Source organism: Streptomyces griseoaurantiacus (assembly GCF_036189845.1).
In the GTDB taxonomy this organism is placed as follows: Bacteria; Actinomycetota; Actinomycetes; order Streptomycetales; family Streptomycetaceae; genus Streptomyces; species Streptomyces griseoaurantiacus.
In genome coordinates this window covers 93,039-114,543 of sequence record NZ_CP108327.1, presented here as the reverse complement: position 1 = coordinate 114,543, position 21,505 = coordinate 93,039, and the positions used below count along the sequence as shown (strand labels likewise).

22 protein-coding genes and 1 pseudogene are annotated in these 21,505 nt (G+C 71.0%); 14 read left to right on the top strand and 9 right to left on the bottom strand.

From position 1 onward, the window contains the following. The first annotated feature begins 118 nt into the window (after positions 1 to 118). The 11 genes and pseudogenes from OHB09_RS33005 to OHB09_RS32955 all read left to right on the top strand — a co-directional run bounded on the left by OHB09_RS33005 (position 119) and on the right by OHB09_RS32955 (position 10,145). Positions 119 to 595, top strand: coding sequence for a hypothetical protein (locus OHB09_RS33005; RefSeq protein ID WP_328923122.1), 477 nt, complete (start codon positions 119 to 121; stop codon positions 593 to 595). Further along, positions 592 to 894 carry a hypothetical protein gene (locus OHB09_RS33000; RefSeq protein ID WP_328923121.1) on the top strand — a complete coding sequence of 101 codons (303 nt, stop codon included), beginning with the start codon at positions 592 to 594 and terminating at the stop codon, positions 892 to 894. The genes OHB09_RS33005 and OHB09_RS33000 overlap by 4 nt, the downstream gene beginning before the upstream one ends. Before the next feature lie 13 nt (positions 895 to 907). Continuing rightward, positions 908 to 1,711, top strand: coding sequence for a hypothetical protein (locus OHB09_RS32995; RefSeq protein WP_328923120.1), 804 nt, complete (start codon positions 908 to 910; stop codon positions 1,709 to 1,711). Between the two features lie 2 nt (positions 1,712 to 1,713). After that, positions 1,714 to 3,234: a hypothetical protein gene (locus OHB09_RS32990; protein ID WP_328923119.1), complete on the top strand. Its 1,521-nt coding sequence runs from the start codon at positions 1,714 to 1,716 to the stop codon at positions 3,232 to 3,234. After that, positions 3,231 to 4,679 carry an SCO6880 family protein gene (locus OHB09_RS32985; RefSeq protein ID WP_328923118.1) on the top strand — a complete coding sequence of 483 codons (1,449 nt, stop codon included), beginning with the start codon at positions 3,231 to 3,233 and terminating at the stop codon, positions 4,677 to 4,679. The genes OHB09_RS32990 and OHB09_RS32985 overlap by 4 nt, the downstream gene beginning before the upstream one ends. A gap of 18 nt (positions 4,680 to 4,697) precedes the next feature. Continuing rightward, complete coding sequence (locus OHB09_RS32980; RefSeq protein WP_328923117.1) at positions 4,698 to 6,293, top strand: ATP-binding protein; 1,596 nt, start codon at positions 4,698 to 4,700, stop codon at positions 6,291 to 6,293. After that, the gene (locus OHB09_RS32975) at positions 6,290 to 8,029 is read left to right on the top strand and encodes a type IV secretory system conjugative DNA transfer family protein (RefSeq protein WP_328923116.1); all 1,740 of its coding nucleotides are present in this window, start codon (positions 6,290 to 6,292) and stop codon (positions 8,027 to 8,029) included. Before OHB09_RS32980 ends, OHB09_RS32975 begins: the two co-directional genes overlap by 4 nt. Beyond that, on the top strand, positions 8,019 to 8,624 hold the full coding sequence (locus tag OHB09_RS32970) for a DUF4913 domain-containing protein (protein WP_328923115.1): 606 nt from the start codon (positions 8,019 to 8,021) through the stop codon (positions 8,622 to 8,624). Before OHB09_RS32975 ends, OHB09_RS32970 begins: the two co-directional genes overlap by 11 nt. A 59-nt stretch (positions 8,625 to 8,683) precedes the next feature. Beyond that, positions 8,684 to 9,283 (top strand): hypothetical protein, encoded by a 600-nt coding sequence (locus OHB09_RS32965; protein ID WP_328923114.1) that lies wholly within the window; start codon positions 8,684 to 8,686, stop codon positions 9,281 to 9,283. 83 nt (positions 9,284 to 9,366) lie between these two features. Beyond that, positions 9,367 to 9,912: pseudogene (locus tag OHB09_RS32960) on the top strand (transposase); the annotation flags it as partial. Continuing rightward, the gene (locus OHB09_RS32955; protein ID WP_328923113.1) at positions 9,909 to 10,145 is read left to right on the top strand and encodes a hypothetical protein; all 237 of its coding nucleotides are present in this window, start codon (positions 9,909 to 9,911) and stop codon (positions 10,143 to 10,145) included. The pseudogene OHB09_RS32960 and the gene OHB09_RS32955, both read left to right, overlap by 4 nt. Positions 10,146 to 10,538: 393 nt before the next feature. On the opposite strand, the gene OHB09_RS32950 is transcribed toward OHB09_RS32955, so the two are convergent. Beyond that, positions 10,539 to 11,069, bottom strand: coding sequence for a hypothetical protein (locus tag OHB09_RS32950; protein ID WP_328923112.1), 531 nt, complete (start codon positions 11,067 to 11,069; stop codon positions 10,539 to 10,541). Positions 11,070 to 11,790: 721 nt separating this feature from the next. On the opposite strand from OHB09_RS32950, the gene OHB09_RS32945 reads away from it, so the two are divergent. Together OHB09_RS32945 and OHB09_RS32940 are read left to right on the top strand one after the other, a co-directional pair. After that, positions 11,791 to 12,201, top strand: coding sequence for a hypothetical protein (locus tag OHB09_RS32945; RefSeq protein WP_328923111.1), 411 nt, complete (start codon positions 11,791 to 11,793; stop codon positions 12,199 to 12,201). Positions 12,202 to 12,292: 91 nt separating this feature from the next. Beyond that, positions 12,293 to 13,696, top strand: a complete 1,404-nt coding sequence (locus OHB09_RS32940; protein ID WP_328923110.1) for a VanZ family protein — start codon at positions 12,293 to 12,295, stop codon at positions 13,694 to 13,696. A gap of 323 nt (positions 13,697 to 14,019) precedes the next feature. Here OHB09_RS32940 and OHB09_RS32935 read toward each other — a convergent pair whose 3' ends face one another. From OHB09_RS32935 to OHB09_RS32900, 8 genes are all read right to left on the bottom strand, one after another. Next, the gene (locus OHB09_RS32935; RefSeq protein WP_328923109.1) at positions 14,020 to 15,714 is read right to left on the bottom strand and encodes a hypothetical protein; all 1,695 of its coding nucleotides are present in this window, start codon (positions 15,712 to 15,714) and stop codon (positions 14,020 to 14,022) included. Positions 15,715 to 15,716: 2 nt separating this feature from the next. Continuing rightward, a complete protein-coding gene (locus tag OHB09_RS32930) occupies positions 15,717 to 16,130 on the bottom strand; it encodes a hypothetical protein (RefSeq protein WP_328923108.1) in 414 nt (137 codons plus the stop codon). A 241-nt stretch (positions 16,131 to 16,371) separates the two neighbouring features. Continuing rightward, positions 16,372 to 17,457, bottom strand: a complete 1,086-nt coding sequence (locus tag OHB09_RS32925; protein ID WP_328923107.1) for a methyltransferase domain-containing protein — start codon at positions 17,455 to 17,457, stop codon at positions 16,372 to 16,374. After that, the gene (tgmB, locus tag OHB09_RS32920; RefSeq protein ID WP_328923106.1) at positions 17,454 to 18,434 is read right to left on the bottom strand and encodes an ATP-grasp ribosomal peptide maturase; all 981 of its coding nucleotides are present in this window, start codon (positions 18,432 to 18,434) and stop codon (positions 17,454 to 17,456) included. Before tgmB ends, OHB09_RS32925 begins: the two co-directional genes overlap by 4 nt. Beyond that, on the bottom strand, positions 18,431 to 18,652 hold the full coding sequence (locus OHB09_RS32915) for a hypothetical protein (protein WP_191890030.1): 222 nt from the start codon (positions 18,650 to 18,652) through the stop codon (positions 18,431 to 18,433). Before OHB09_RS32915 ends, tgmB begins: the two co-directional genes overlap by 4 nt. A gap of 297 nt (positions 18,653 to 18,949) precedes the next feature. After that, positions 18,950 to 19,375, bottom strand: coding sequence for a hypothetical protein (locus OHB09_RS32910; RefSeq protein ID WP_328923105.1), 426 nt, complete (start codon positions 19,373 to 19,375; stop codon positions 18,950 to 18,952). Positions 19,376 to 19,384: 9 nt separating this feature from the next. After that, the gene (locus OHB09_RS32905) at positions 19,385 to 19,981 is read right to left on the bottom strand and encodes a hypothetical protein (RefSeq protein ID WP_328923104.1); all 597 of its coding nucleotides are present in this window, start codon (positions 19,979 to 19,981) and stop codon (positions 19,385 to 19,387) included. Continuing rightward, entirely contained in the window at positions 19,978 to 20,520 is a 543-nt protein-coding gene (locus OHB09_RS32900) for an ATP-binding protein (RefSeq protein WP_328923103.1), read from the bottom strand. Before OHB09_RS32900 ends, OHB09_RS32905 begins: the two co-directional genes overlap by 4 nt. Positions 20,521 to 20,727: 207 nt before the next feature. Between OHB09_RS32900 and OHB09_RS32895 the strand changes: the two genes are divergently transcribed. Further along, positions 20,728 to 21,504, top strand: a complete 777-nt coding sequence (locus OHB09_RS32895) for an aminotransferase class IV family protein (RefSeq protein WP_328923102.1) — start codon at positions 20,728 to 20,730, stop codon at positions 21,502 to 21,504. Position 21,505: the final 1 nt, after the last annotated feature.

Below are 21,505 nucleotides of genomic sequence, written 5' to 3'. Positions count from 1 at the left end.
GATCACTCTTCGCGTAGGGTCGGACACGCTGGGTGCGGCAGTGGGTCACGCTAGCCGCAGTGGTCCCAGAAACCCAAGAGCGTCACTCAGACTTCAGGCATGCAGGGGGAGTTGCGGCTTGACCAGCCAACCGGTGATTCCGACCCCGCGCGTCATCGCACCCGTTGCGCTCCGATATGCGCTGATGCCCGTCGACGGTAATGGCATCCAGGTGGCCACGGTGGCCGCCATGCTCGACGACGGGGCGGGCGGCGCACGGGCGCGCGTCCTGCCGCCGGGGGAGACCCTGCCCTACGGGGTCGTCCCGGTGCTGCTGACCGACACGACCGTGCACGGCGTCATGCAGCTGGAGAAGACGCTGCGGCGCTGGGGCGCGCTGCCCAGGCCCTGGCTGGTGTGGCTGGCCGATGCCCCGGCCCGGCCCGTGCAGGACGCGCGCTTCCTCCTGCGAGCCCTGGAAGGGCGCCTGGCCGGCGTCGCGCGCGTGCCGTATCTGCCCGTTCTGCGAACCGTTAAGGGGCCTGACGAGGCCCTCGCGTACAGGGACGTCCAGCGCGCAGCCGCGAAGCTGCGGCGCACGATCGAAGGGAAATGAGCATGGCCATCGGGCGGGCTGCCGCTGACCTCTCTCTCGCCGCCGGGCTGATCCCCGGGGCGAAGCCGACGAAGATCCCGGGGATGGAGGGCCCGGTCAGCGAGATCTTCGGCTACGGCCTGTGGCTGCTGATCCTGGCCGGGGTAGGCGGCGTGGGGTTCGGCGTCTACAAGCTCGCCGTCTCGGACAAGAGCCGCAACGGCGGAGGCAGCGAGCCCTTCAAATGGATGGGCGGCGGACTGGCGGCGATCATCCTGTCCAGCTCCCTGATCGCCATCCTCAACGGCATCGCGGGCTGAGGGCGGGGCGGAGATGGGGCGCACCAGGGGGACCTTCAACACGCGGGGCATGTGGCTCGCGGGCGGTGTGCTCGCGGCCGTGCTCGCCCTTACCGGGTACGCGGTGCTCAGCGGCGACGACGGCGACGGCGGGAGCACGCCGGCGGGATCGGGCGGTGCGAGCGCGAGCGCGTCCGCCTCGCCCGGCCCGAGCGCGACGTACGCGCCGCCGGAGGACTGGACCGAGCCCAACTCATGGGCGGCGCTCCCGCGAGGGAAGCGCACCGACGAGCACGGCAGCGAGGTCGGCTTCCCCCGGTCCATCGAGGGGGCCGTGGCGATGATGGCGGCCATGAACACGACCGTCATCGAGGACAAGAGGTCCACGGTCGACGAGCAGCTGCGCATCTACCACTCGTACGTCGGCAAGGCCGACCGGTCGGCGGACAACGCCGAGCAGATCGAGCACCAGGCGGTGGACACCGACAAGGACCTCGCCCAGCAGATGGGCGTGAGGCCGGGGGGACCGCTGCCGGTGGGCGCGTACGTCCGCAGCACTGCGATCGGCTTCAAGGTGATCAAGAAGTCGGACACCGAGGTCAGCGCGTGGGTGCTGGAGCGGGTGGTCCAGAAGGACGGGGAGATGAAGAAGGAGGCCGGTTCCTACACCCGCACCCTGGCCGGGGTCCAGTGGCAGGACGGCGACTGGAAGATGACCGGTGCCGCCACCACGAGGGCCCTGCAGAACGTCAGGGGCAAGAGCAGGCCCGCGATCATGGCGCCGGGTGACCCGGAGTTCAACCAGGCGGGATGGACGGCCATCAGGGAGGCCTCGTGACCGTGAGCAGGCGTCTCGCCGCGCTGCTGCTCGCCCTGGTCGCGGTCTTCGGTGTGTCGGTGTGCGCGCCCCAGCCCGCGGCCGCCGATGGAATCGCAGGCAATGCGGTCGAAGGCGCATGCCGGTTCATCACCGGCCCCCTTGCGGGCGTCATCACGGGCGGCGGCGGTGGCAAGGCGACCGGCGTCGGCGGCCTGACCGGCTCGGACGCGTGCGACAAGGTCGGCGACGCGAGCGAGAAGGCCATGAAAGAGGAGTGGGACAACGTATGGAACTCCGTCCTCGGTGACGTCATCAAGTCCGCCCGGGACGTCACCAAGTGGGTCATCAAGAAGACGCTGACGTTCTCCCTGCTGGCGCCCTCGGTGGACCTCAAGGGCACTGGTCTGTGGACCGGCAAGGCGACCTTGGCGGGCATGCTCGTGTGGCTCGGGCTGGTGGTCGCCGTGGCCGGGGTGATCTGGCAGCTCGCCAAAATGGCCGTCACCGGCAAGGCGCAGCATGCCGGGACGGCGATGCGGGGGTGGGTGGAGAACCTCTTCCTGTCCGCCCTGGGGGTTTCGCTGTTCGCGTTCCTGCTGACGCTCGGGGACGTGCTGAGCACCGGTCTGGTCAACGCGACGTTCAAGGATGACAACCAGGCCTACGAGCGGATCATCAAGGTCCTGCTGCCCAGCGTCACGACCGTCTCCAACCCGATCACGATGCTGAGCGTCGTCGCCGTGCTGCTGCTGATCGGGTTCGTCCTCATGGTGATGATCTTCCTTCGGCAGAGCGCCATCCCGATCATCTGCCTGCTGATCCCCGTGGCCGGCGGCGGCCGGACGGGCGGTGAGGCCACTCGGAAGTGGGCGCCCAGCCTCATCACCTCCGGCATGGTCATCGTGGCGTACAAGCCGATGGTCGCCGTGATCATCTGCACGGGCTTCGCCGAGTTCGGGCACTCCGCGACCCTCGCCGAATGGCTGCGTGGCTGCGCCACGCTCGTCCTCGCGGTCATCGCCCCGGGCCCGCTCACGAGGATCTTCGCCCCGTTCGGGGCGGCGGTCGGCGCGGGCATGGGCGCGGGCGGTGCCGGGGGCGCCCTGACGGCGGCCGCGGGCTACTTCTCGGGCAAGGCCGGAGGCGAGGACAGCGGCGGCGGAGACAGCCCGACGAGCGCGGTCGAGCACGCCCAGTACGTCGAGCAGAGCATGGGCCGCCGGAACGACGGTGCCGACGGTTCCGGCGAGGACGGCGGCCGGGGCGGCGACGCCCAGGCGCAGGCCGCCCGGAACGAGGCCGGTGCCCGCGTGCCCGGCCAGACCGGGCCCGAAGGTGCTGCCGGAGCCGACGCTGCGGCAGCCGGTGCGGGAGCGGGCGGGGGAGTGGGCGCCGCAGGTGCCGGCGGCACCGGTGCGGCAGCCGCGGGAGGCGGCGCCGCGGCGGCCGCGGGCCCGGTCGGCGTCGGCATCCAGGTCCTGGACGGCGTCAACGACGCACTGCAGAGCGCGAGCGGACAGATGGGCGGAGACAGGCAGTGACCACCCACGAGGTGCCCCAGACGCTGATGGTCGAGGGCTTCCGGGCCCGCCGTTCCTTCGGGTTCGGCGGGCTGTCGCGCAACGCGACGATCTTCGCAGCGGTTATCCTCATGGCGGACGGTCTGATCGCCACCCAGTTCCCGCTGTCCCTGCTGGTCACGCTCCCAGCGACCGGGGCGGTCTTCGGTCTGGCCGCCGCGAAGCGGCACGGCATGTCCGCGCTGAGCTACTACTGGGCCAAGGTCGCCTGGAAGCGGGCGGCGAAGTACGACGCGACCTCCTACCGGCGGCTGCTGCTGCCGCACCCGTACGCCCTGGACCTGCCCGGCGTCGGTGCCAGCTCCACCCTGATCAAGGCCCACGACCCGACCAGCGGGCGGCCCGTCGGCGTCGTCCACGACCGGACGACGGGCTACATGACCATCACCACCCTGCTCGCCCCGGGCGGCAGCCTCATGGCGCCCACCGGGGCGGTGCAGAGCAGCTTGCGCACCTGGTCGTCGGTGCTGGACGCGATGAGCACCGACGAGCAGGTCAAGGGCGCGTCGGTCACCATCCAGATCACCCCGGGCGCCGGGGAGGCCCTCGGCGACGACGTCGCCTCCCGCAAGGACCCGAACGCCCCGCGGCTCGCCAAGAAGATCATTGACGAGCTGGTGCGCACGACCCCGCACGCCACCGCGAGCGTGGCGCCGTGGATGAGCGTGACCGTCGACCCGAACGCCTGCGCCAACCCGCCGGCGGACCTCGCCGAGCAGGTCGCCGAAGCGCTGCGGGTGGTCGACTCGCTCGACCTGTCCGGCACGGGCACGGACATCGAGCGCCGGGCGACCGACATCGACCTGCGCCGGATCGTCCGCAGTGCGTACGACCCGGAGGTGTTCAACGCCCGGGACAAGGAGTTCGAGGAGCTGTCCTGGGCGGAGTGCGGTCCGCAGGCAGCGGACGACGGCTGGGAGGAGTACGCGCACGACGGCGGGGTGTCCCTCAGCTGGGTGCTGCGCGAGATGCCGCGCCGTCCTCTGCCCTACTCGGTGCTGCTGCCGCTGCTGGCCCCGGGCCGGTACCAGCGGCGCATCACCCTGTCCTACCGCGTGCTCGACCCGTACGAGGGCGAGGCGGTGCTGGAGCGGGAGATCTCCCACGCCCACCAGCGAGCGCAGGCGACCGCCGAGGTCAAGGGCCGCGCGAAGTACAGCCAGCGGGCGGATGCCGCCCGCGCGGAGCGGGCCGCCGCGCAGGTGGCCGGGGGCGCGCAGGTGGTCGACTGGACCCTCATGGTCACCGCCACCGCCCGCCGCACCGCCGACCTGCCCGCCGCGCGCCAGGAGTTGGCGCGCGCGGTCAAGGCCACGAGGGGGATCCGGATGCGGTCCGCGTTCGGCGCGCAGGCCGCGGTGTTCGCGGCCGGACTGCCGATCGGCTACTCGCCGCTGGTGAAGTGACAAGAGGGGCTGACGACGATGGCACGCAAGGCCAAGCCGGTGCCGGTGACCACCCCCAAGCGCGTGGTCCAGGAGAGCGCCCAGGCACCCAGCCGCGAGGAGCGGCGGGCCGAGAGAAAGCTCAAGGGCCGCTTCGCCCCGCGGCTGGGCTGGGGCGGACGGTTCAGCGGCCGCGCACCGGTGGAGGACACCGGCACCGTCTACACCGGTCCCACCTCGCAGGCGGGCGGCATCTATCCCTTCCTCCTCGGCAGCGGCCTGCCGCCGCGCGGTGTGCCGGTCGGCCGGGACGTCCTCACCGGCGAGCTGGTGTGCATCGATCCGTCCGGCTGGACGGGCAAGCTGACGACGAACCCCGGCGTGTGGGTCATGTCGCAGCCGGGTGCGGGCAAGTCGGCGCTGGTCAAGCGCATGTGCCTGGTCTATGCGGCGTACGGGTTCCTCACCTGCGTCCCCGGGGACGTGAAGGGGGAGTACAGCGAGCTGATCCGCGAGCTCGGCGGTTCCGTCGTGCGGATCGGCGACGGCATCGGCCGCCTGAATCCGCTGGACTCCGGCCCGCTCAAGGGGCGCGTGCACACGCTGCCCGTCGACCGGCGCGAGGCCCTGCTGGACGTCCTCAACGGCCGACGCCTGGAGACCCTGGTCGCCCTGCTGTCCACGAAGCACGGGCTGGGCCGGTCCCCGAACGAGATCGAACGCTCGGCGCTGGACACCGCGGTGCAGCTCGCCTCCGCCGCGCAGGAGTCCGGCAGCGACCCCGTGGTCGCCGACGTCGTCCGGGCCCTGCGGGAGGCGCCCGAGGAACTGCGCACGAAGCTGGCCGCCCAGGGCGAGCGGTACCAGGACCTCACGAGGTCGGTCGTCGCCGGACTGGACAACCTGATCGGCGGGCCGCTCAAGGGCCTGTTCGACGGCCCGACGACGACGCCCCTGGACATCTCGGCACCCGCCGTGTCCGTGGACATCTCCGCCTTGCGGGCCCGCGGCAACGACGTGGTGAGCGCGGGCATGATCGCCACGTGGGCGTACACGTACTCGGCGATCGACTCCGCCCGCAGCATCGGCCTGATGGACCGTTCGCTGGTGCTGCCGATGGACGAGATGTGGCGGGCCCTGCGCTCTGGGCCCGGCCTGGTGGACGCGATGGACGCCATCAGCCGACTGAACCGGACGACCAATGACGTGACGATCTACGTCACCCACTCCCTGCTGGACGTCGAGGCGCTGCCGACCGAGCAGGACAGGGCCAAGGCCCGGGGGTTGATGGACCGGTGCGACACCTGGGTGATCGGCGCGTCCTCCGAGGAGGAGCTGCGCCGGGTCACCGGCAAGCGCAGCCTCACCGAGCAGGAACGCATGATGATCGGTTCCTGGTCGTCCGCGACGTCGACGGGCCTGGACATCGATCCCAGCTTTGACGACAGCGGCGGCGACGTGCCCTTGGAGGACGAGGGTGCGCGGCACCCCGGCCGCGGCAAGTACCTGATCAAGATCGGCACCCGGCCGGGGATCGCGGCCTCGCTGGAGCTGACCGCGACGGAACTGCGGCTCTACCGCACGGACACCAACCGGCGCCGGAGGACGACGAGCGAGGGAGGCGAGAGCCGATGATGACGGACAACGACCGGGCATGGGCCGGCGCGGGCATCCTGTTCGGCGGCGCGGTGACGCTCTCCGCCACGACATGGGCCGGGGCGGCCGCCGGCGCGCTGGCCACCGGCGAGGACGCCGCCCCCGCCTCCCCGCTGACCGTCTACCGGATGACGAAGGACTGGTCGGCGGTGTGGCCGCACGCGCAGACCGCCTCCGTCGTCGGCGCCACGATCGCGGACCTGGCCGTCGTCGTCTTCCTCGTGTGGGGGCTGCGCTGGGCCTTCCGCTGGTTCCGCAACCCCTCCAGCCTCGCCACGCTGCACCAGGTGCGGGAGCTGACGCCGAAGCACGCCGCCCGGACCGCCACCCGCCTACGGGCCTCGCTGAAGGAGACGAAGCCGTCCACGCTCCCGGCCCGCGACCGGGGCGTGCTCCTCGGCGACCACCTGCCGTCCGGCGTCGAGCTGCGCGGGTCGGACGAGGACACCTACGTCGCCATCATGGCGCCCCGCGCGGGCAAGTCCACCTCGCTGGCCATCCCGGTGGCCGAGGAGGCGCCCGGCGCCCTGCTGATGACCAGCAACAAGGCCGACGTCTACGCCGCCACCCTCGCCAGCCGCGCGAAGGCCGGCCACGCCTGGATCCTCGACACCCAGGGCGTGGCCCAGGCCGAGCGCCAGATGTGGTGGGACATGGTCGCCCAGGCGGAGACCCTGGAAGGCGCCGAGCGGCTGGCTTCACATTTCGTCACCCAGATCACCAGCGACCAGGCGGACCCCTTCTGGAGCCAGGCCGCCGGCGACCTGCTGGTGGGCCTGTTCCGGGCCGCCTACTGGGAAGGCGGCACCGTCCGCGACGTCATGAAGTGGCTGAGCGACCCGAAGGAGAAGGCGCCGCTGCGCGTCCTGTACGCCAACGAGCCGGTCCTCGCCGAGCAGGTGGACAGCTCGATCAACATCGCGGAGGAGACGCAGTCCGGGATCTACCAGAACGCCCGCACCGCCGTCTCCGCGCTGCGCGACGAGAACGTCCTGGCATGGGTCACCCCCGACAAGCGCCACCCGCGGTTCGACCCCGAGGACTTCGCCACCAGCACAGACACCCTCTACCTGCTGTCGAAGAAGGGCGGCCCGGCGAGCGCGGTCGTTGCCGCCCTCGCCGACGCGGTGTTCACGGCCGGCGCCGAGGCGGGCGAACGCCACGGCGGCCGCCTGCCCGAGCCGATGCGCGCCGTCCTGGACGAGGCCGCGAACATCTGCCGGATCGCCGACCTCCCCGACCTCTACTCCCACCTCGGGTCCCGGGGAATCACCCCGTTCGTGATCCTGCAGTCCTACCGGCAGGGCGTGAAGGCCTGGGGCGAGGTCGGCATGGACGCCCTGTGGAGCGCGGCCACGAAGAAGGTCATCGGCGTCGGCCTGGACGACGCCAAGTTCGCCCAGGACGTCTCCACGCTGACCGGCGCCCACTACGTCGAGCGCGGCTCGTACTCCAAGTCCAGAGACGGCGGCAGCCGGAGCTGGTCCGAGCAGCGCGAACAGGTGCTCGACCCGGCCGAGATCCGCGCCATGCGCAAGGGCACCGCCCTGCTCCTGGCGACCGGCATGCCCGTCGCCCAGATCAGCCTGCGCCCCTGGTACGCCGAGAAGCCGATGGCGCACATCGGCCCGCAGATGAAGGCCGAGGAGCAGGCCATCACCAAACGCGCGGTCGCCGCCTACGAGGAACGGAAGGCAACGCGCAGTGGCCGATGAACCCGACGACGTCCCGGAGCTGGACGTGCCGGTCGGCATGTTCGAGGACATCGAGGACCTCAAGGCCCAGGTCGCCGGCCTGACAGCGCTGGTCAGGACGCTCACCGCGGGCGAGACGGGGGAGGCGGGCGAACCGGTCCCGCCTCCGGCCGACGACGGGCCGGCACCGGCCTCGGACGCGGAGCAGGACGAGGAGGAGTGGCGGTACCCGCCGTTCATCCTGCTGCTCGAATCCCCGGAGTACGACGACGAACTGCGCGCCCTGATCGAGTGGGTCGAGGGCGTCCTCGTCCCCGGCTACCTCGCCGAACCCAGCGCGGACGCCCGCTGGTGCCACCTGTGGTTCGAGCACCCCGTCGCCGTCTCCCGCCTCCACGCCTGCTGGCTGGCCTGGCAGGAACTCACCGACCCCGCCACCTGCGGCCACACCGGCCCCAGCACCTGGCACCGCGACCACCTCGACCCCGCGGTGCGCGAGCTGCGCGCCTCCAACGGCCCGTTCAGCGGCTGCGTCAAGGGCGAGCACCAGATCGACCACCGCATGCCCGGCCTGGTCCCCAGCGCCTGGCGGACCGAGGGGGACCTGGCCTCCTGAGCACCATCACCCCCGTCCATGCACCACCTGCAAGCGATCACAGAGGAACGATGAGGAACATGTTCAGCACTCGAGCGGCAACGGTCACCTTGGGCGCCCTGGCACTGGCGGCCGCGTTGACCGGCTGCACCAAGGAGCCCTCCGGCTCCGGGGCGGCTGGCTCCGGATCCCAGGCCAAGGAGACCTCGAACAGCAAGACGACCTACAGCCTGGGCGAGGCCAGCCCGCCCCAGGAATCCACCATGCAGAAGAGCAAGGGAGCCAAGTACACCGTCACCCCCACCAAGGTGCGGACCGGAACGCCGACCGACCTGAAGAACTCCGGCCTCGACCTGGACAAGAAAGAGGCTGACCAGGTCCCGGTGTACGTATCGGTCACCCTCACCCACCAGAGCGGCAAGGCCATGACGGTCGGAGACATGGACGAGGGCCTGATCGTCAAGACCGACAAGGACGAACGCGCCCGGGCCCTCCTCGTCCTCATGGGGCAGGCCAAATGGCCGAACTGCCCAGAACCCGACACCGGGGAACAGCTCAGCGCGGGGAAGTCGGCGGACATCTGCAAGGTCTTCTTCATCCCGGCCGGCCAGAAGGCCGCAGCGGTCGAGCTGACCCAGGGCTTCTACTCCGAGCCACTGCGGTGGCCGGTCAAGGACTGAACGGCTGACGCAGTGCGAGGCTAGGCCGCGTATCGGAAGTCCCAGGTAGGAAGGCTCGGGGTTCCCCTGTGAGCCAGAATGCTCGGGAACTGGGCCCGCTGTTCGGTGTGTCGGAGTCTGCCGCAGACCGCATCATCTACGACCTCGGCCCGGCACTCGCGCTACAGCAGCGCAAGAGGTTCCGCGAGGAAACCGTGCTGATCGTGGACGGCCACCTGGTGGTCCCCACCCGCGATCACCAGGTGGCCGAGCAGTTGAAGAACTACTGGTACTCCGCCAACCGCCAGGTCATCATCAACGACGACACCCAACTCGTCGTCGCCGTCGGCCGACCGCTGCCCGGCAATCGCAACGACTGCAAGACATGGAAGCTGTCCGGCGCCAAGGCCGCCTCGGCCACCACCGTGATCGCCGACGGCGGCTACCGCGGAACCAGCCTGGTCATCCAGCACCGCCGTGAGAGAGGCCAGGCCGACTTCCCCGAGTGGAAAGAGGAACACAACTCCCCTAACCGTAAGATCCGCGCCCGCGTCGAGCACGCCCTTGCCCGCATGAAGACCTGGACGATTCTCCGCGACTGCCGGCTGCAAGGCGACGGCGTCCACAACGCCATGCTCTCCAGCGGGTGACGAGGAAACAAGCAGGCAGCAAGCATTTCGTAGATCATTTACGGGGAAACCCTGAGAGCGAGATCGCCGACGTGCTCGGCATCGCGGTCGGCGACGTCGAGAACGCCCGCTACCGCCTGCGCAGCCAGGTCAGGACGCGCAGACGCAACGGCGAACCGCACGCCCCGCCGGGCGTCGAAGCCGAGTGGGCCCGCACTCGCGCGCAGGCCAAGACCAAGAAGAAAGCCGCCTGATGAGCACCCCGATGCAGCAGCCGGGGCCGTCTGCCGTACCGCCGACGCCCGGCCGGGCACGACGCGGGTGACGGGCGCCCCGTGCTTGGCGGAGGCGCCGCGATCGGCGCGCTCACTTTCGTAAGCGCCCCTTGGTGGGTGGCCGCCATCGCCGTGGTGCTCGCGATCGTGACGTCCGGCGTGGATCTTCTTCGTCCATGCCGTCGTCCCGCAGGACTCCGAGCACAAGCGCGACATCTGGCTGGCCCTCATCCGGTTCCTGGAACGCAGTCGGGCGCAGGAGGACCGGCCGGAACCGCCAGTGAGCGGTCGTCGGCATCATCAGGTGCCACGGCACCGACGATGACCCGACGGTCGCGACGACTTCTAGCCCTTCCCGGTTCTGGTCATGATCTACTTGGCTAGCCAGTTCAAGGCATCTGCGCCAGCGTCGGCTGCTGCCACCTGATGGCCGAGGACATCGCGCCGCCACAACACTATCTGCTCCACCCCGTTGTGGTACCAGCCGGGCCCGACAGCCAGTCCGATGCCAGGTTTGTCAGCCAGCCACTGGTGGATCTCCGGCGCGTGGTGTTCGTAAGAGTAAGGGGAAGCCGTGATGGCGGCCGGTTGCCGGCCTCGGACCCAGCACAGGGGATGGTCCACCCAACTGGGGCGTGTCCCGTACTCTCGACGCGCTGTCGCCTTCAGCAACCAAGCAGGATCGTCACTGCCCGGGCCCAGGCGCACCCCGTTGTTCTCTGCCCAAGCCATGCATGCTTCCATCCGCGCGATCCAGGACGCCACTTTGAACTCCTGCTCCTCCGCCGGGACCTTCCGCCAGCCGAGGCCAACCATGTCGGCGGGGTGGACCAGCTCGTAAGGGTCCTCGCCGGGGCGAGAGCCGGGGATGCGCAGATGCGGGGGTCTTTGAGGATTCGTCATGACCAAGTACCGTACCGAGCCCTCCTGACAGGAGGGGTGGATTCGCCCGCAGGCGCTGATGAGAGCTAACGGTTGGGATAGTGGTCAGGCATCGCCGTGGTGGTGGGGCGAGGCATGGTGTGGCGGTCCGGGAATGCGTAGGCGCATGATCTGGCGTTGATGTTTCTCCATCCCCGCTATCTGCTCGGTCCTCGGCGCTGCTCGGGTCTGAGCGGTTGATGTCCTGCGGTCCGCGCAAAGGCGCGCCTGCCGGACTCCCGCACGACCGCTTCCCGGTCCAGGCTCGTCACCCCGGGGAGCCGGATATCTCTGGCGCGCAGCTCAGGGGAAGCCCGGCCGCTTCTGTTCCCTGCCGGCGCCCGCTTCCGGCCGGCCATCATCGAACAGCCGCACGCTCTTGTAGCACTACCACGGCCACCGGGCCCAGTTGACCTCGGAAGGTGATTGTCGTGTCTGACCTTCACCGTCGCCCAGCTCACCACCGCTGGCTGTCTCTACTGTCTCCGCCTTGTGGAGCACTGACTCTGAACCGATGGACTTGATCATCAATGTCCTGAACATGCAGATAGTGACCAGGGAGTTGCCCAGAGTTCTTCACATGGCGAGAAAGGATCTTCACCTGGCGAACCCTGCGTGATCAAGTACTCACAAGATCAGTCGCATGCGCCCGCCTCTCCTACGGGGGAGGTGGTGACATGCGCATTACATATAAGGGGATCCCATGCGTCGTAGAGTCAACGTCACGCTCGCCGCCCTCGCCATCGCTGCAGGGTCTGTCATGTTCGGCGCACCGGCCGCCTCGGCCGCCAGCTACTGTGACAGCTCCGGCTACTCCTCCACTAACCAGCCCATGGAGCGGTGTACTTCACTGTCGAACGGCATCCTCACCGTCCACCAGAGTTCCAGTGGCAACGTCGGCACGTCGTACTACAAGTCGGGCGGATCCACCATCTCCGCCAAGCTGGGCTACTCCCGCTCGGGGACCAGTCACTACGCCAGCGCCGTCTCCATCAGCCAGGGCTCGACCAAGAGCCACACGTGGTCGCTCGGGGCCAGCGCCTACTGCTCGAGCATATATGGCCTGCTCAGCTACAGCGGCGGCACGTACCAGACGCCTGCCTCGCACTGCTGAACCGGTCCCTCACGGGCCCCGTCTGCAAAGGCGGGGCCTTCCCCTCTCCCGGCCCCGCTCTCCACGCCATGACCACGCAAGGAACCGCGCCGTGTTTTCCGCCATCTTCCAACACCATGTCGGCTATCTGGCCGTGTGCACTTTGATCGGCCTCGTTCTCGGTGGCGCAGCAGGTGCGCTCGCCCGTAAGCGGGGGAATCCGCACGGGGCATGGTGGGTCGCGCTCGCCTTCACTCTCACCGGTGTCCTCGGTGTCACTTTCATGGGTGGTGGCTCGGCCAGCGGCGTGTGCGTGCTCAATCATCAGTTCGCCGAGCCCTTCCACACCACGCAAGGGCTGTGGAACCTTGCCATGACGGTGCCCGTGGGTGCCTTCGCTCTACTGGCCGTCCGACGCCCGGTGCCTGTTCTCATCGGTGTCCTCGCGCTGCCCCTGGCCATCGAATTCACCCAGGCCACAGTCGACGGCCTGGGGCGCGTGTGTGACAGCTCGGACGCCGAGATGAACATCATCGGCGGGCTGATCGGACTCACCGCCGTCGCGGTCGTCCTCGCAGTCCGCCACTCGCTCGCCTGGCAGGCCGGCGTCAAGGGCGCCCTGATCACTTTCGTGGCGCTGGTCCTGCTGGGCTCGGGAGTGGCACGCCCGATGCTCGATTTCACGAACGTGGACGGCAGCAGCCTCGCCGACGCGAGTTCTGGCCAGAAGCAGGCAGTCGAGGCCGCCGTCAAAGAGGCTTTCGGCGACCACTACAGGATCGGCCAGCTGTACGAGCAGCCGTGCGGGGACTCACCGTGCACCAACATCATCTTCAACCTGCACAGTCGTGAAGGGGGGCACTCCGACGACTTCGGCACCGGCAGCCTTTCCTGGCCGGACAGGAAACACCTGAACGTACAGCTGGAGAACAGCGACCGCACCACCGTCATGGGATACCCGGTGGGGGCAGCGAAACCGCCGTCCAGCGATGCCGCAGCCTCTCGGATCGCGACGTCGTACGCCCAGCAGAGGTATCCGTGGGCGATGAGCGCAACCGTCAGCGAGACGTCCCCTGTGGGTACGAAGGCCGAGCTCGGCTGGGTCACGGACTGGAGATGGACTCACAACGACGTCCTCATGCCCAGGATGCTGGACGTGCAGGTGGACAGGGCTGGCCATGTGTCCCAGATCGACGTCACTCGTGGCCCGACCCGGGTCAAGCTTCCCGACGCCCGGATTGATGCCGAACAGGCCGAGAAGACGGCAAGCAAGGCGGTGGCGACCCTCCTGCGATCCAACGGAAACGCCGGCGCGGAATTCCATACCGAAGCGGTCACCGTGAAAGCCGTCGAACAAGACGGTGACTGGCAGCCGAACTGGCTTGTGAACGTGACGTGGCCCAGCAGCGGAAAGAGTGAGGACGCGCAGGAGCAGGCAGCGGTTGAGATGTACCGCGTGAACGCCGTGACCGGGAAGGTGTACGACGCGGCAGGGAAGTCCCTCAAAACCGGCTGAGCACACCATCGGCGTGTTGAGTACCGACTCACTGCTCGTGCGCGCCGACCGCTGTCCCCACCAGGGCCAAGGCCACCGATCTGGCTGGGCCGGGCCCTGGCTCGGGGCGTATGCGGGGGAGTCCGGCCGGACATCGCCGCCCGGGACGAGGCCGGGCGGCGCGTCGTCGTCGAAGCCCAGTACGGCCCTGCCGATCACAGGCACCTCGGCCGGCTGCTGACGTACGGCCGGGCCACCGGGGCGGCTCTTGCCGTGTGGGTGGTCGCGGATCTCGACCCGTTCCGGTCCTGGCTTCTCCTCAGCGTCCGCCTGTCGCTGACCCTTCAACGGCCGTGGCTCCGCCGGGGAAGCTGTGGTCCCCGGGCTTCACGCAGGTGCGGAGGCTGAGCGTCTCCTCCGGCCGATCCCAGGGCGGTCCTGGCCACTGTCGTCGAACGGGCCCGGGCGGCTCGAGCCGAGGGACGCTCGGTCTCCGTTCCCCGGGGTGCCGGCGTCTCGAGGGGCAGCCACGGTTGGCCGGACCGGATGTGCCGGTGGGCGGCCATGTCCAGTCGGGCGCGTGCGGTGTCCATGCCTGTGCGGGGTGCCGTGCGCACGAGGCTCGCCGCGGCCGCCTGCTCGGCCTCGGTGACCTTCTCGTAGTGCTCCGCCAGTCGCCGCGCCTGGTGACCGGGCAACGGGTAGAAGCGGTGGGTGGCGTCCGCGGGCCGGTGATCGATGTTGTCGGTCACCAGGGTGGACTCGATACGCCGGACGGTGACGGGCATGGCGGCGGCCAGCTGCCACCCGGTCGCCGTCGTGCGGTACAGCGTCTGCGTCAGCCCCGCCAGGCCGCCGGTGTCGGCGAGGATCGCGAGGGCGTCCCGCTGCTCGGACCTGGGCTTCGGCGTCTCCGGGGTCCAGTCAGTGCCGTACAGGAGCTGGCCCAGGCGCGTCGTGCTCGCACGCGCGACGAGGAGGGCGGAATGCGGAGGCGTCCTTGGCATCGGCGTGAACCGGCCGCTGCGCACCAGCTGGTAGTCGGGCAGCGGCAGGGAGGGGTGGGCGCGGGGGTCGGCGAGGTCGACGATCCGGTGCCATCGGGACGCGGAATGCTGCCAGGCCTGTGCGGCCGTGCGCAGCCGGTCGGCGGCCTCTCGCAGTCCCTCGGCGGTTTCCGCGTCGGCGTGCGCGGCGACGTGCAGCAGGAGGCGGCCGGAGAGCAGGTTGCCCATCGCGAGCCACCGGGCCATCTGCCCGAGGTCGGATCCGCTCAGGGCCCGCTCGCCGCGGCCGTGGAGGGACTCGAAGGCGGCCCGGGACAGGCGTTCGCAGTCGTCGGAGAGGTGCGCGGAAAGGGTGCCGGCGGGGTCGGTGGGCAGGGCCGGGCGGGGAGCGAGCGGCAGTGCGAGCGGGAACGCGGCGAGAGCAGGGTTCCGGTGTTCGCCGGCGGCACGGCCGGAGACGAAGGCGTGATCCAGGTTGGTGCGCGCGAGGTGCAGTTGGACCGCGGCGGCCTCGCCGGTGGCGGCCCGTCCCAGAGCCCGCACCACGTGAGCCGCGCCCCCGGCCAGATCCGCCGAGCGGTGCACCAGGTAGGCGCGGGCGGACCGTTCGGTGAACGCCAGGGCGTACGGCGTCAGCGGAGCGCCGTCCTGTCCGTGGTGGCCGGCGAGGAGGTCCCGGACGACGGCCGCGGCCTGTACCGCGCGGCCCAGGGGAGTGTCGTACAGGCCGGCCCCGTCCGGGGAAGCGCTGTGCGGGCCGGCCCCGTCCGGGGGAGCGGGAGCGGGCAGCCGCCTGGCCATACGGCGTAGGGCATTCCGGGCGACGGCCAGAGGTGTGGCCGGGCCCGGATTCAATCGGCGGGGCCGCTCCCCGGCGGTCTCGAGCGTGCTCTGCACGTGCCCGAGGAGTTCGTCCAACAGCCGCAGTACGACGGCCTGTTCCTGGACGTCGCCGGGCAGCGGAGGTGCGGCGGCCGCCACGCGCAGGTGGTGGCCGGCCGTGTCGTACAGCTCTCCCAGGGTGGTGGGCACGACTACCCCTCCCGGGTGACGAGGAGCGCCTCGGCGGCGGTCCCGGCCTCGCCGGCCGCCTGCCGCAGCACCGCCTGGCCGTCCTCCTCCGCCCCGGGCCCGGCCGCCACGCGCTCCAGGGCCGCCTGGGCGCGGCGCAGCAGGTCCACGTACGGGGCGAGTCCCTCCGTGCCGGGTGATGGGGCCGGTACATCGAGAGGACGGCCGGACTCCGGCAACGGCAGCAGACTCCGGCCCGCCGCGCTCGCCTGCGCGGCGATCAGGGCCTGCAGCTCATCGCTGCCGTCCTCGAAGGCGATGGCGTCCGCGACCCGCTCAGCCACGTCGAACACCTCCCACGCGGCCGCCACGACCTCGGACCGGCTCGTCGAGTCCAGGGCCACAGCCACGGGCTTCAGCACGTCGGTCAGGGACATCGCGCCCCTCCTTGCTCACTCGGTCGGCGGCGCAGCGATCATCTCACTCAAGACGGGCGAGATCGGGCACTCTGCGGACAACCACCCTGCTGTGGACAGCTGGGCTCCGGATGCCACGGCGCGTCGGCGAGGTCGCAGCCGGCTGCCCCCGAAGAACGGCGAGGCCCCGCCCATCCGCCATGAGGCCCCGCCCATCCGCCACGGGGGGAGCGGACGAGCGGGGCCGTCTTGGGGTGGGGTGCTACCCGAGCTGCGGGAGGTCCCAGGCGGGCCCGTCCTGCGTCCGGTACCAGACGGTCTGCCGGCCGGGTGTGATGCTGACGCGGAACTCCTGCCGCTCCGGCTCACCGGCGAAGGTCTCGGCGAGGGACTCCACGACGTCCCACAGGCGGCGCGGCCCGACTTGGCGGACCTTGCCGGAGACGTGAGCCGTCGCGGTCGACCCGTCCTCCGTCCAGATGCCAACGGCCGTGACGTCGCCGTCGTCGTCGCGCCACGAACACGTGGTGTGCCCGGGCAGCGCGAGCGCGAGCGGGAACCGGAGCCGTCCCAGGATGTCGCTCGGCGCCGCGGTGGTCGTGGTGGGCTCCGCCGTCTCCGCCTGGGCGAACGCGGGCGGGACGGACGGGGTGCGGCGGGGCATGAAGTAGGCCGGAGTCGGGAGGAAATAGCCGGTGCCACAGCCGGGGTCGGTCACGGTGACCCGGAGGATGCCGTACCCGACCGGGGCCACGATCACCGCTCCGGGCGCGGCCTGCCGGAAGAACGCGTCCGGGATCGAGCGGAGCGCGGCGGTGGCGATCAGCCGCTGGTAGGGGGCGCGGCCCGGCCAGCCGCCGGCGCCGTCGCCGGTGGCGACGAACGGGCGCAGGCCCACGCCGGCCAGTCGTCGCGCGGCTGCTTCGGTGAGGTCCGGGTCGACGTCGATCGTGGTGACGTTCTGCTCGCCGAGCCGGTGGGAGAGCAGGGCCGCGTTGTAGCCGGTGCCGGTCCCCAGTTCGAAGACGGTGTCCCCCTCGGCGGCATCGAGTGCGTCGAGCATGGTGAGCATGACGGACGGCTCGCTGGAGGAGCTGGTCGGGATGCCCCGCTCGTCGAGCTGGGTCGTCAGCGCCCGGTCGGAGTAGACGGCTTCCAGGTATCCGGGATCGGCCGGTCCGACGCGCTCCCACGCGCCGTCCGGGCCCTGGGTGTAGAAGGCGGGCACGAACGCGTGGCGCGGGACCGAGGCGAACGCCTCGACCCACCTGCTGGTGCGGGCGGGCGCGAGGCCGGTGGCGAACTCCTTCCGCAACACGGCCGCGGTGTCGTTGTCCGGCTCGGTCATGCGCAGGCTCCTCGCAGGTAGTCGGCGTGTGCGGCGGCGATCGGCAGCCCGGTGCGGTTCTCCACCCAGGCCCAGGTCCCCGCGGGGTTGTTCTCGAAGAACACCCACTCTCCGGCCGGGGTGACGGCGAAGTCGAAGCTGCCGAACACGATGCCGTAGTGGGCCAGGAAGCGCCGCACGCCGGTGGCGACCGCCTCCGGCACGTCGACCGTGCCGTAGGCGATGTGCTCGTAGTCGGTGCGCCAGTCGGTGCGGGCCTTCTCCGAGGACGTGTGCAGGGTGCCGCCGAACACCCGGTCCGCGACAGCGACGAGTCGCACCTCGTAGGCCTTCTCGATCGCTTCCTGGAAGTAGTGGGCGGTGGTGCGGACGGTGTCGTCGAACGTGGCCGGATCGACGTAGTGGGTGGCCACCATGAGCTCTCGGCCCTCGTCCACCGGCAGGCGTCCGCCGAGTACCGGCTTGCAGATCAGCGGCCCCGCGACCTGCTCGGCGAAGTCGCGGGCGGCATCCGGATCGTTGGTGATCAGGCTGCGGGGCACGCGGAGACCGCAGCGCGTGGCGACGACCAGCTGCTGGGGCTTGTGGGCGGCGATGCGGTCGTGGTGCGGATCGTTGATCCACCGGGCGCCGGGCAGAGCCGCGACCACGTTGAGCAGCGCGCAGTCGGCCTGGTTCCGCGCCCACGTGGCGTAGGGCTCGGGAACGGCGTCGGCGATGACGGGGCGTCCGGGCCGCCTCCAGTAGACGGCCCGGACGTCCTCCAGCCGCGCCGTCCGGCGCCCGTCGTCGAGGAGTCCCGTCCAGCCCGTCTCAGTAGGCGCGTGGCCGGCTGTGAGCGTGAGCCGTTGGGGGAACTCGGCGGCGTCGAAACGGATCACGGGAACGTCGCGCTGGTTGAGCTCATCCACGACCATGTCCGCTGACGGGTCGAGTCGTTCGGCGACGACGAGCACAGGGCGGGCGGCGCGGGTCATGACGCGGGCGCGAAGTACGGGTCGGAGACGTCGTCGCCCTTGCCGTCCTGGTTGGTGTCGGTGGTCGACGCCGCCAGGTCGGACGTGTGCCACGGCGTGCCGTCGGCCCGCACGTTCAGCTGCCGCTCGAAGTCCCAGGTCACGCCCTTGATCGACGTGGTGACCAGGCACGGGGGCGCGGCCGCCTGCGCGCCGAACGGAATGAGTGGTGTGGTCACGTGTCCTCCATGTGCTCGTGTGATGCCCGGGTGTCGGCCGGGCCCTCCGTACCGTCCCGCCCGGGGGCTTCCCCGGGTGAGGCGGTGCGGGAGTCTCGGGGGCGGCGCATGCGCGTCCTCCACGTGCGGCGCCGAGGCGCGTCAGGGGGGCGCGGTCCCGGCGCCGCGCTTCCGCCCGTGTCGACTGCCGGTGCCGACTGCCGGTGACGGGGGTCGGCGACGGGGGTCGGTTGTCGGGCGGAACTTGGGCCCGCCCGATGGCCAAGGGGGAGTTCGTCCTGGCCACCGGGCGGGGGATCAGGGGGCGGCGGCCGGCGGCGGGTAGTCGAGGAACACGCCGCGGGTGTGCAGGTACTCGAGCACGTGCGCGTAGGCGTCGTTGTCGGTCGTGAGGGCCGGCCGGGCGGGGGCGAGGATGCCGTGGGCGTAGCCCTGCGCCGCGTACCGGCAGGCGGCCGCGAACCCGGCCCGCTCCGCGAGGGGCGGCGGCTGCCCGATGTCGGCGAACGAGCTTCCGGCGACCTTCCAGCCCATCCGTTCCGCGTGGCGGGCGAGCAGCTCGACGTCGGCCTGCCGCTCCCTGCCTGGGCCGGCGAGGACGTACGCGGCGACCCGCACCGGCCGCCCGGAGGCCTCGAGACGGCCCAGGATCGCCGCCCTGTGCTCGCACCGCAGCCCTTCGAGGCGTGCCGTGCGCAGGCTGGATCTCAGAGACGTGAGCATGGCGCTCCTTCACTGGATCGTGGTCAGCATCGAGCCGATCACCGCTTCGTACGGGGCCGGACCGGGCCGGCACTGGTCGAGCAGGCCGCGCAGCGCTGTGGCGGGGACGAGCCGGTCCCCGCGGAAGGGGCGCAGCCAGTACGGGCCGGGCGGCTTCGTCGCCGTCACCGCGGGCAGCGCCAGGCTGTGCGGGCGGCCGAGGCACGTCGCGTACCGGTGCGGCTGCCACTGGTCGCTCGTGCCGGGCGGCACCAGCCAGATCAGCCAGGAGCGGTGCGGGTCCTCGACCACCGGCCCGCACGCGGCGCCCTGCTCGCTCCGGGAGCGCTGGATCCCGTCCATGACCGCGACGGCCGCGTGCGCCTGGGCGCCGCCGGCGGTGAGTACGACGTCGAAGAAGCGGCCGCCGAGCGGAAGAGTGAGCACGCCCTGCCGCTGGAGCGCCCTCAGGGCCCGCACGCGCCCGGCCAGGTCCCCCATGTCGGTGGCGACCTGGCCCGGGGCGACGGTTCCGGAGCTCTCGAGGAAGCCGACCGGCGCGGCGTCCGGCAGTACGCGAGCCGGGTCGACCTGGCGGCGGCGGTGCGGCTCCCGTGCGGCGCTCACGCCGTGCCCTCCCCGCGGCGGGCGGCCAGACGCGCGGTGACGGTCTTGCCGTGGACCAGGCCGTCGTCATCCCGCCGCGGCTCCCACGTCAGGTCACCCCTGTGGTGGCGCACCCACCACAGTCCGCTCCGCGCGGGCGGGGCGCAGGCCACCGCGTCGAAGTCGGCGAACTCGGGGCCGGCGTCGGTGACGCCGATCTCGAGGTCGTCGGTGTCCGAGGCCACCCTCAGCCGGATGCTCACGCAGCCGTCACTGAACGGCGTGCCGTGCCGGACGGCATTGGTCACGAGCTTCTCGGCGACCTGCGCGGCGGCGTCGACATCGCCGGGCCAGAAGGCGATCGTGAGCCGCGGGCGCACCCGCAGCCGGGCGTTGGGGCCGGCCGCGCGGTTCGCCAGGAGCCTGCTCGTCCAGTCGAGCCGGGGCGTCCGCTGCTCCTCCTGCGACGGTAAGAGGCTGACCGCGGCATTCGGGTGCCGCCGGCCGGGGTGCTCGGCGCCGGACGCCGGGACGGCGCGCTGTTGCTCTGGCGGGTTCACAGGGGGGCTCCAGGTTCCGTTTCGATCATGCACTCAGTCAGTGAGGGCGGAGACGCACGCGCGAGGCCTCGTCACCGTGAGTGGTGGTGAGGTCACCAGAGAACACCCGGGCGTCGATTCGGTGGAAGGAACTTTTGGCGAACTTACGTGCCGTCATACTCCCTGCGGCCTTCGGTGATTGCTGCTCCGGCTGCCATCCTGGGAGGCATGGCGGAACTCGACGGACGACCCGTTACTCCTGATGACCTGCTGCCCCTGGCACTCACGAACTACGGCCATTTCACCTCCATGCGCGTGGACGACCAGCACGTTCGTGGCCTGGGCCTTCACCTCGAGCGCCTGGTCCGGGACTGCCGGATCGTGTTCGGCGCGGACCTGGACCCGGAGCTGGTGCGCGGCCATGTCCGCCAGGCCGTCGGCGACCGGATGGGCTCGTTCGTCGTCCGCGTCACCGTCTTCGACCCGGCCGTGGAGATGGCCCACCCCGACAAGGCGGAGAACCCCGGCGTCCTCGTGACGCTCCGGCCGGCCGCCGATCTGCCGATGCCTCCGCTGCGCGTGCAGTCCGTCCGTTTCGAACGGGACGTGCCCGCGGTCAAGCACGCCGGTCTCTTCGGCGCTCTGCACGCGCGGCGTACCGCGATACTGGCCGGCTACGACGATGCCCTTTTCATCGGCCCTGACGATCTCGTGTCCGAGGGCGGCACCTGGAACGTCGGGTTCATCAGTGAGGACGGCATCGTGTGGCCGAAGGCCGAGGTCCTGCCCGGCGTGACGATGGCCCTCCTGCAGCAGATGGGTCAACACCACACCGCGCCGGTCACTCTCGCCCAGGCTCAGGGCATGCAGGCCGCGTTCGCCACCAACACCAGCGTCGGAGTGCGTGCGTTGTCCGAGATCGACGGCTCGCCGTTGGCCACGGACCACCCCGTGCTCACCCAACTGCGCGACGCCTACCTCGCCCTCCCGGGCGAGCGCCTGTAGG

Excerpts from the sequence above, each read along its gene's own strand:
- OHB09_RS32975 (WP_328923116.1), top strand. The coding sequence starts at position 6,290 with ATGATGACGGACAACGACCGGGCATGGGCCGGCGCGGGCATCCTGTTC.
- tgmB (WP_328923106.1), bottom strand. The coding sequence starts at position 18,434 with ATGACCCGCGCCGCCCGCCCTGTGCTCGTCGTCGCCGAACGACTCGAC.
- OHB09_RS33000 (WP_328923121.1), top strand. The coding sequence starts at position 592 with ATGAGCATGGCCATCGGGCGGGCTGCCGCTGACCTCTCTCTCGCCGCC.
- OHB09_RS32930 (WP_328923108.1), bottom strand. The coding sequence starts at position 16,130 with ATGTCCCTGACCGACGTGCTGAAGCCCGTGGCTGTGGCCCTGGACTCG.
- OHB09_RS32965 (WP_328923114.1), top strand. The coding sequence starts at position 8,684 with ATGTTCAGCACTCGAGCGGCAACGGTCACCTTGGGCGCCCTGGCACTG.
- OHB09_RS32910 (WP_328923105.1), bottom strand. The coding sequence starts at position 19,375 with ATGCTCACGTCTCTGAGATCCAGCCTGCGCACGGCACGCCTCGAAGGG.
- OHB09_RS32945 (WP_328923111.1), top strand. The coding sequence starts at position 11,791 with ATGCGTCGTAGAGTCAACGTCACGCTCGCCGCCCTCGCCATCGCTGCA.
- OHB09_RS32980 (WP_328923117.1), top strand. The coding sequence starts at position 4,698 with ATGGCACGCAAGGCCAAGCCGGTGCCGGTGACCACCCCCAAGCGCGTG.
- OHB09_RS32925 (WP_328923107.1), bottom strand. The coding sequence starts at position 17,457 with ATGACCGAGCCGGACAACGACACCGCGGCCGTGTTGCGGAAGGAGTTC.
- OHB09_RS32895 (WP_328923102.1), top strand. The coding sequence starts at position 20,728 with ATGGCGGAACTCGACGGACGACCCGTTACTCCTGATGACCTGCTGCCC.
- OHB09_RS32950 (WP_328923112.1), bottom strand. The coding sequence starts at position 11,069 with ATGACGAATCCTCAAAGACCCCCGCATCTGCGCATCCCCGGCTCTCGC.
- OHB09_RS32995 (WP_328923120.1), top strand. The coding sequence starts at position 908 with ATGGGGCGCACCAGGGGGACCTTCAACACGCGGGGCATGTGGCTCGCG.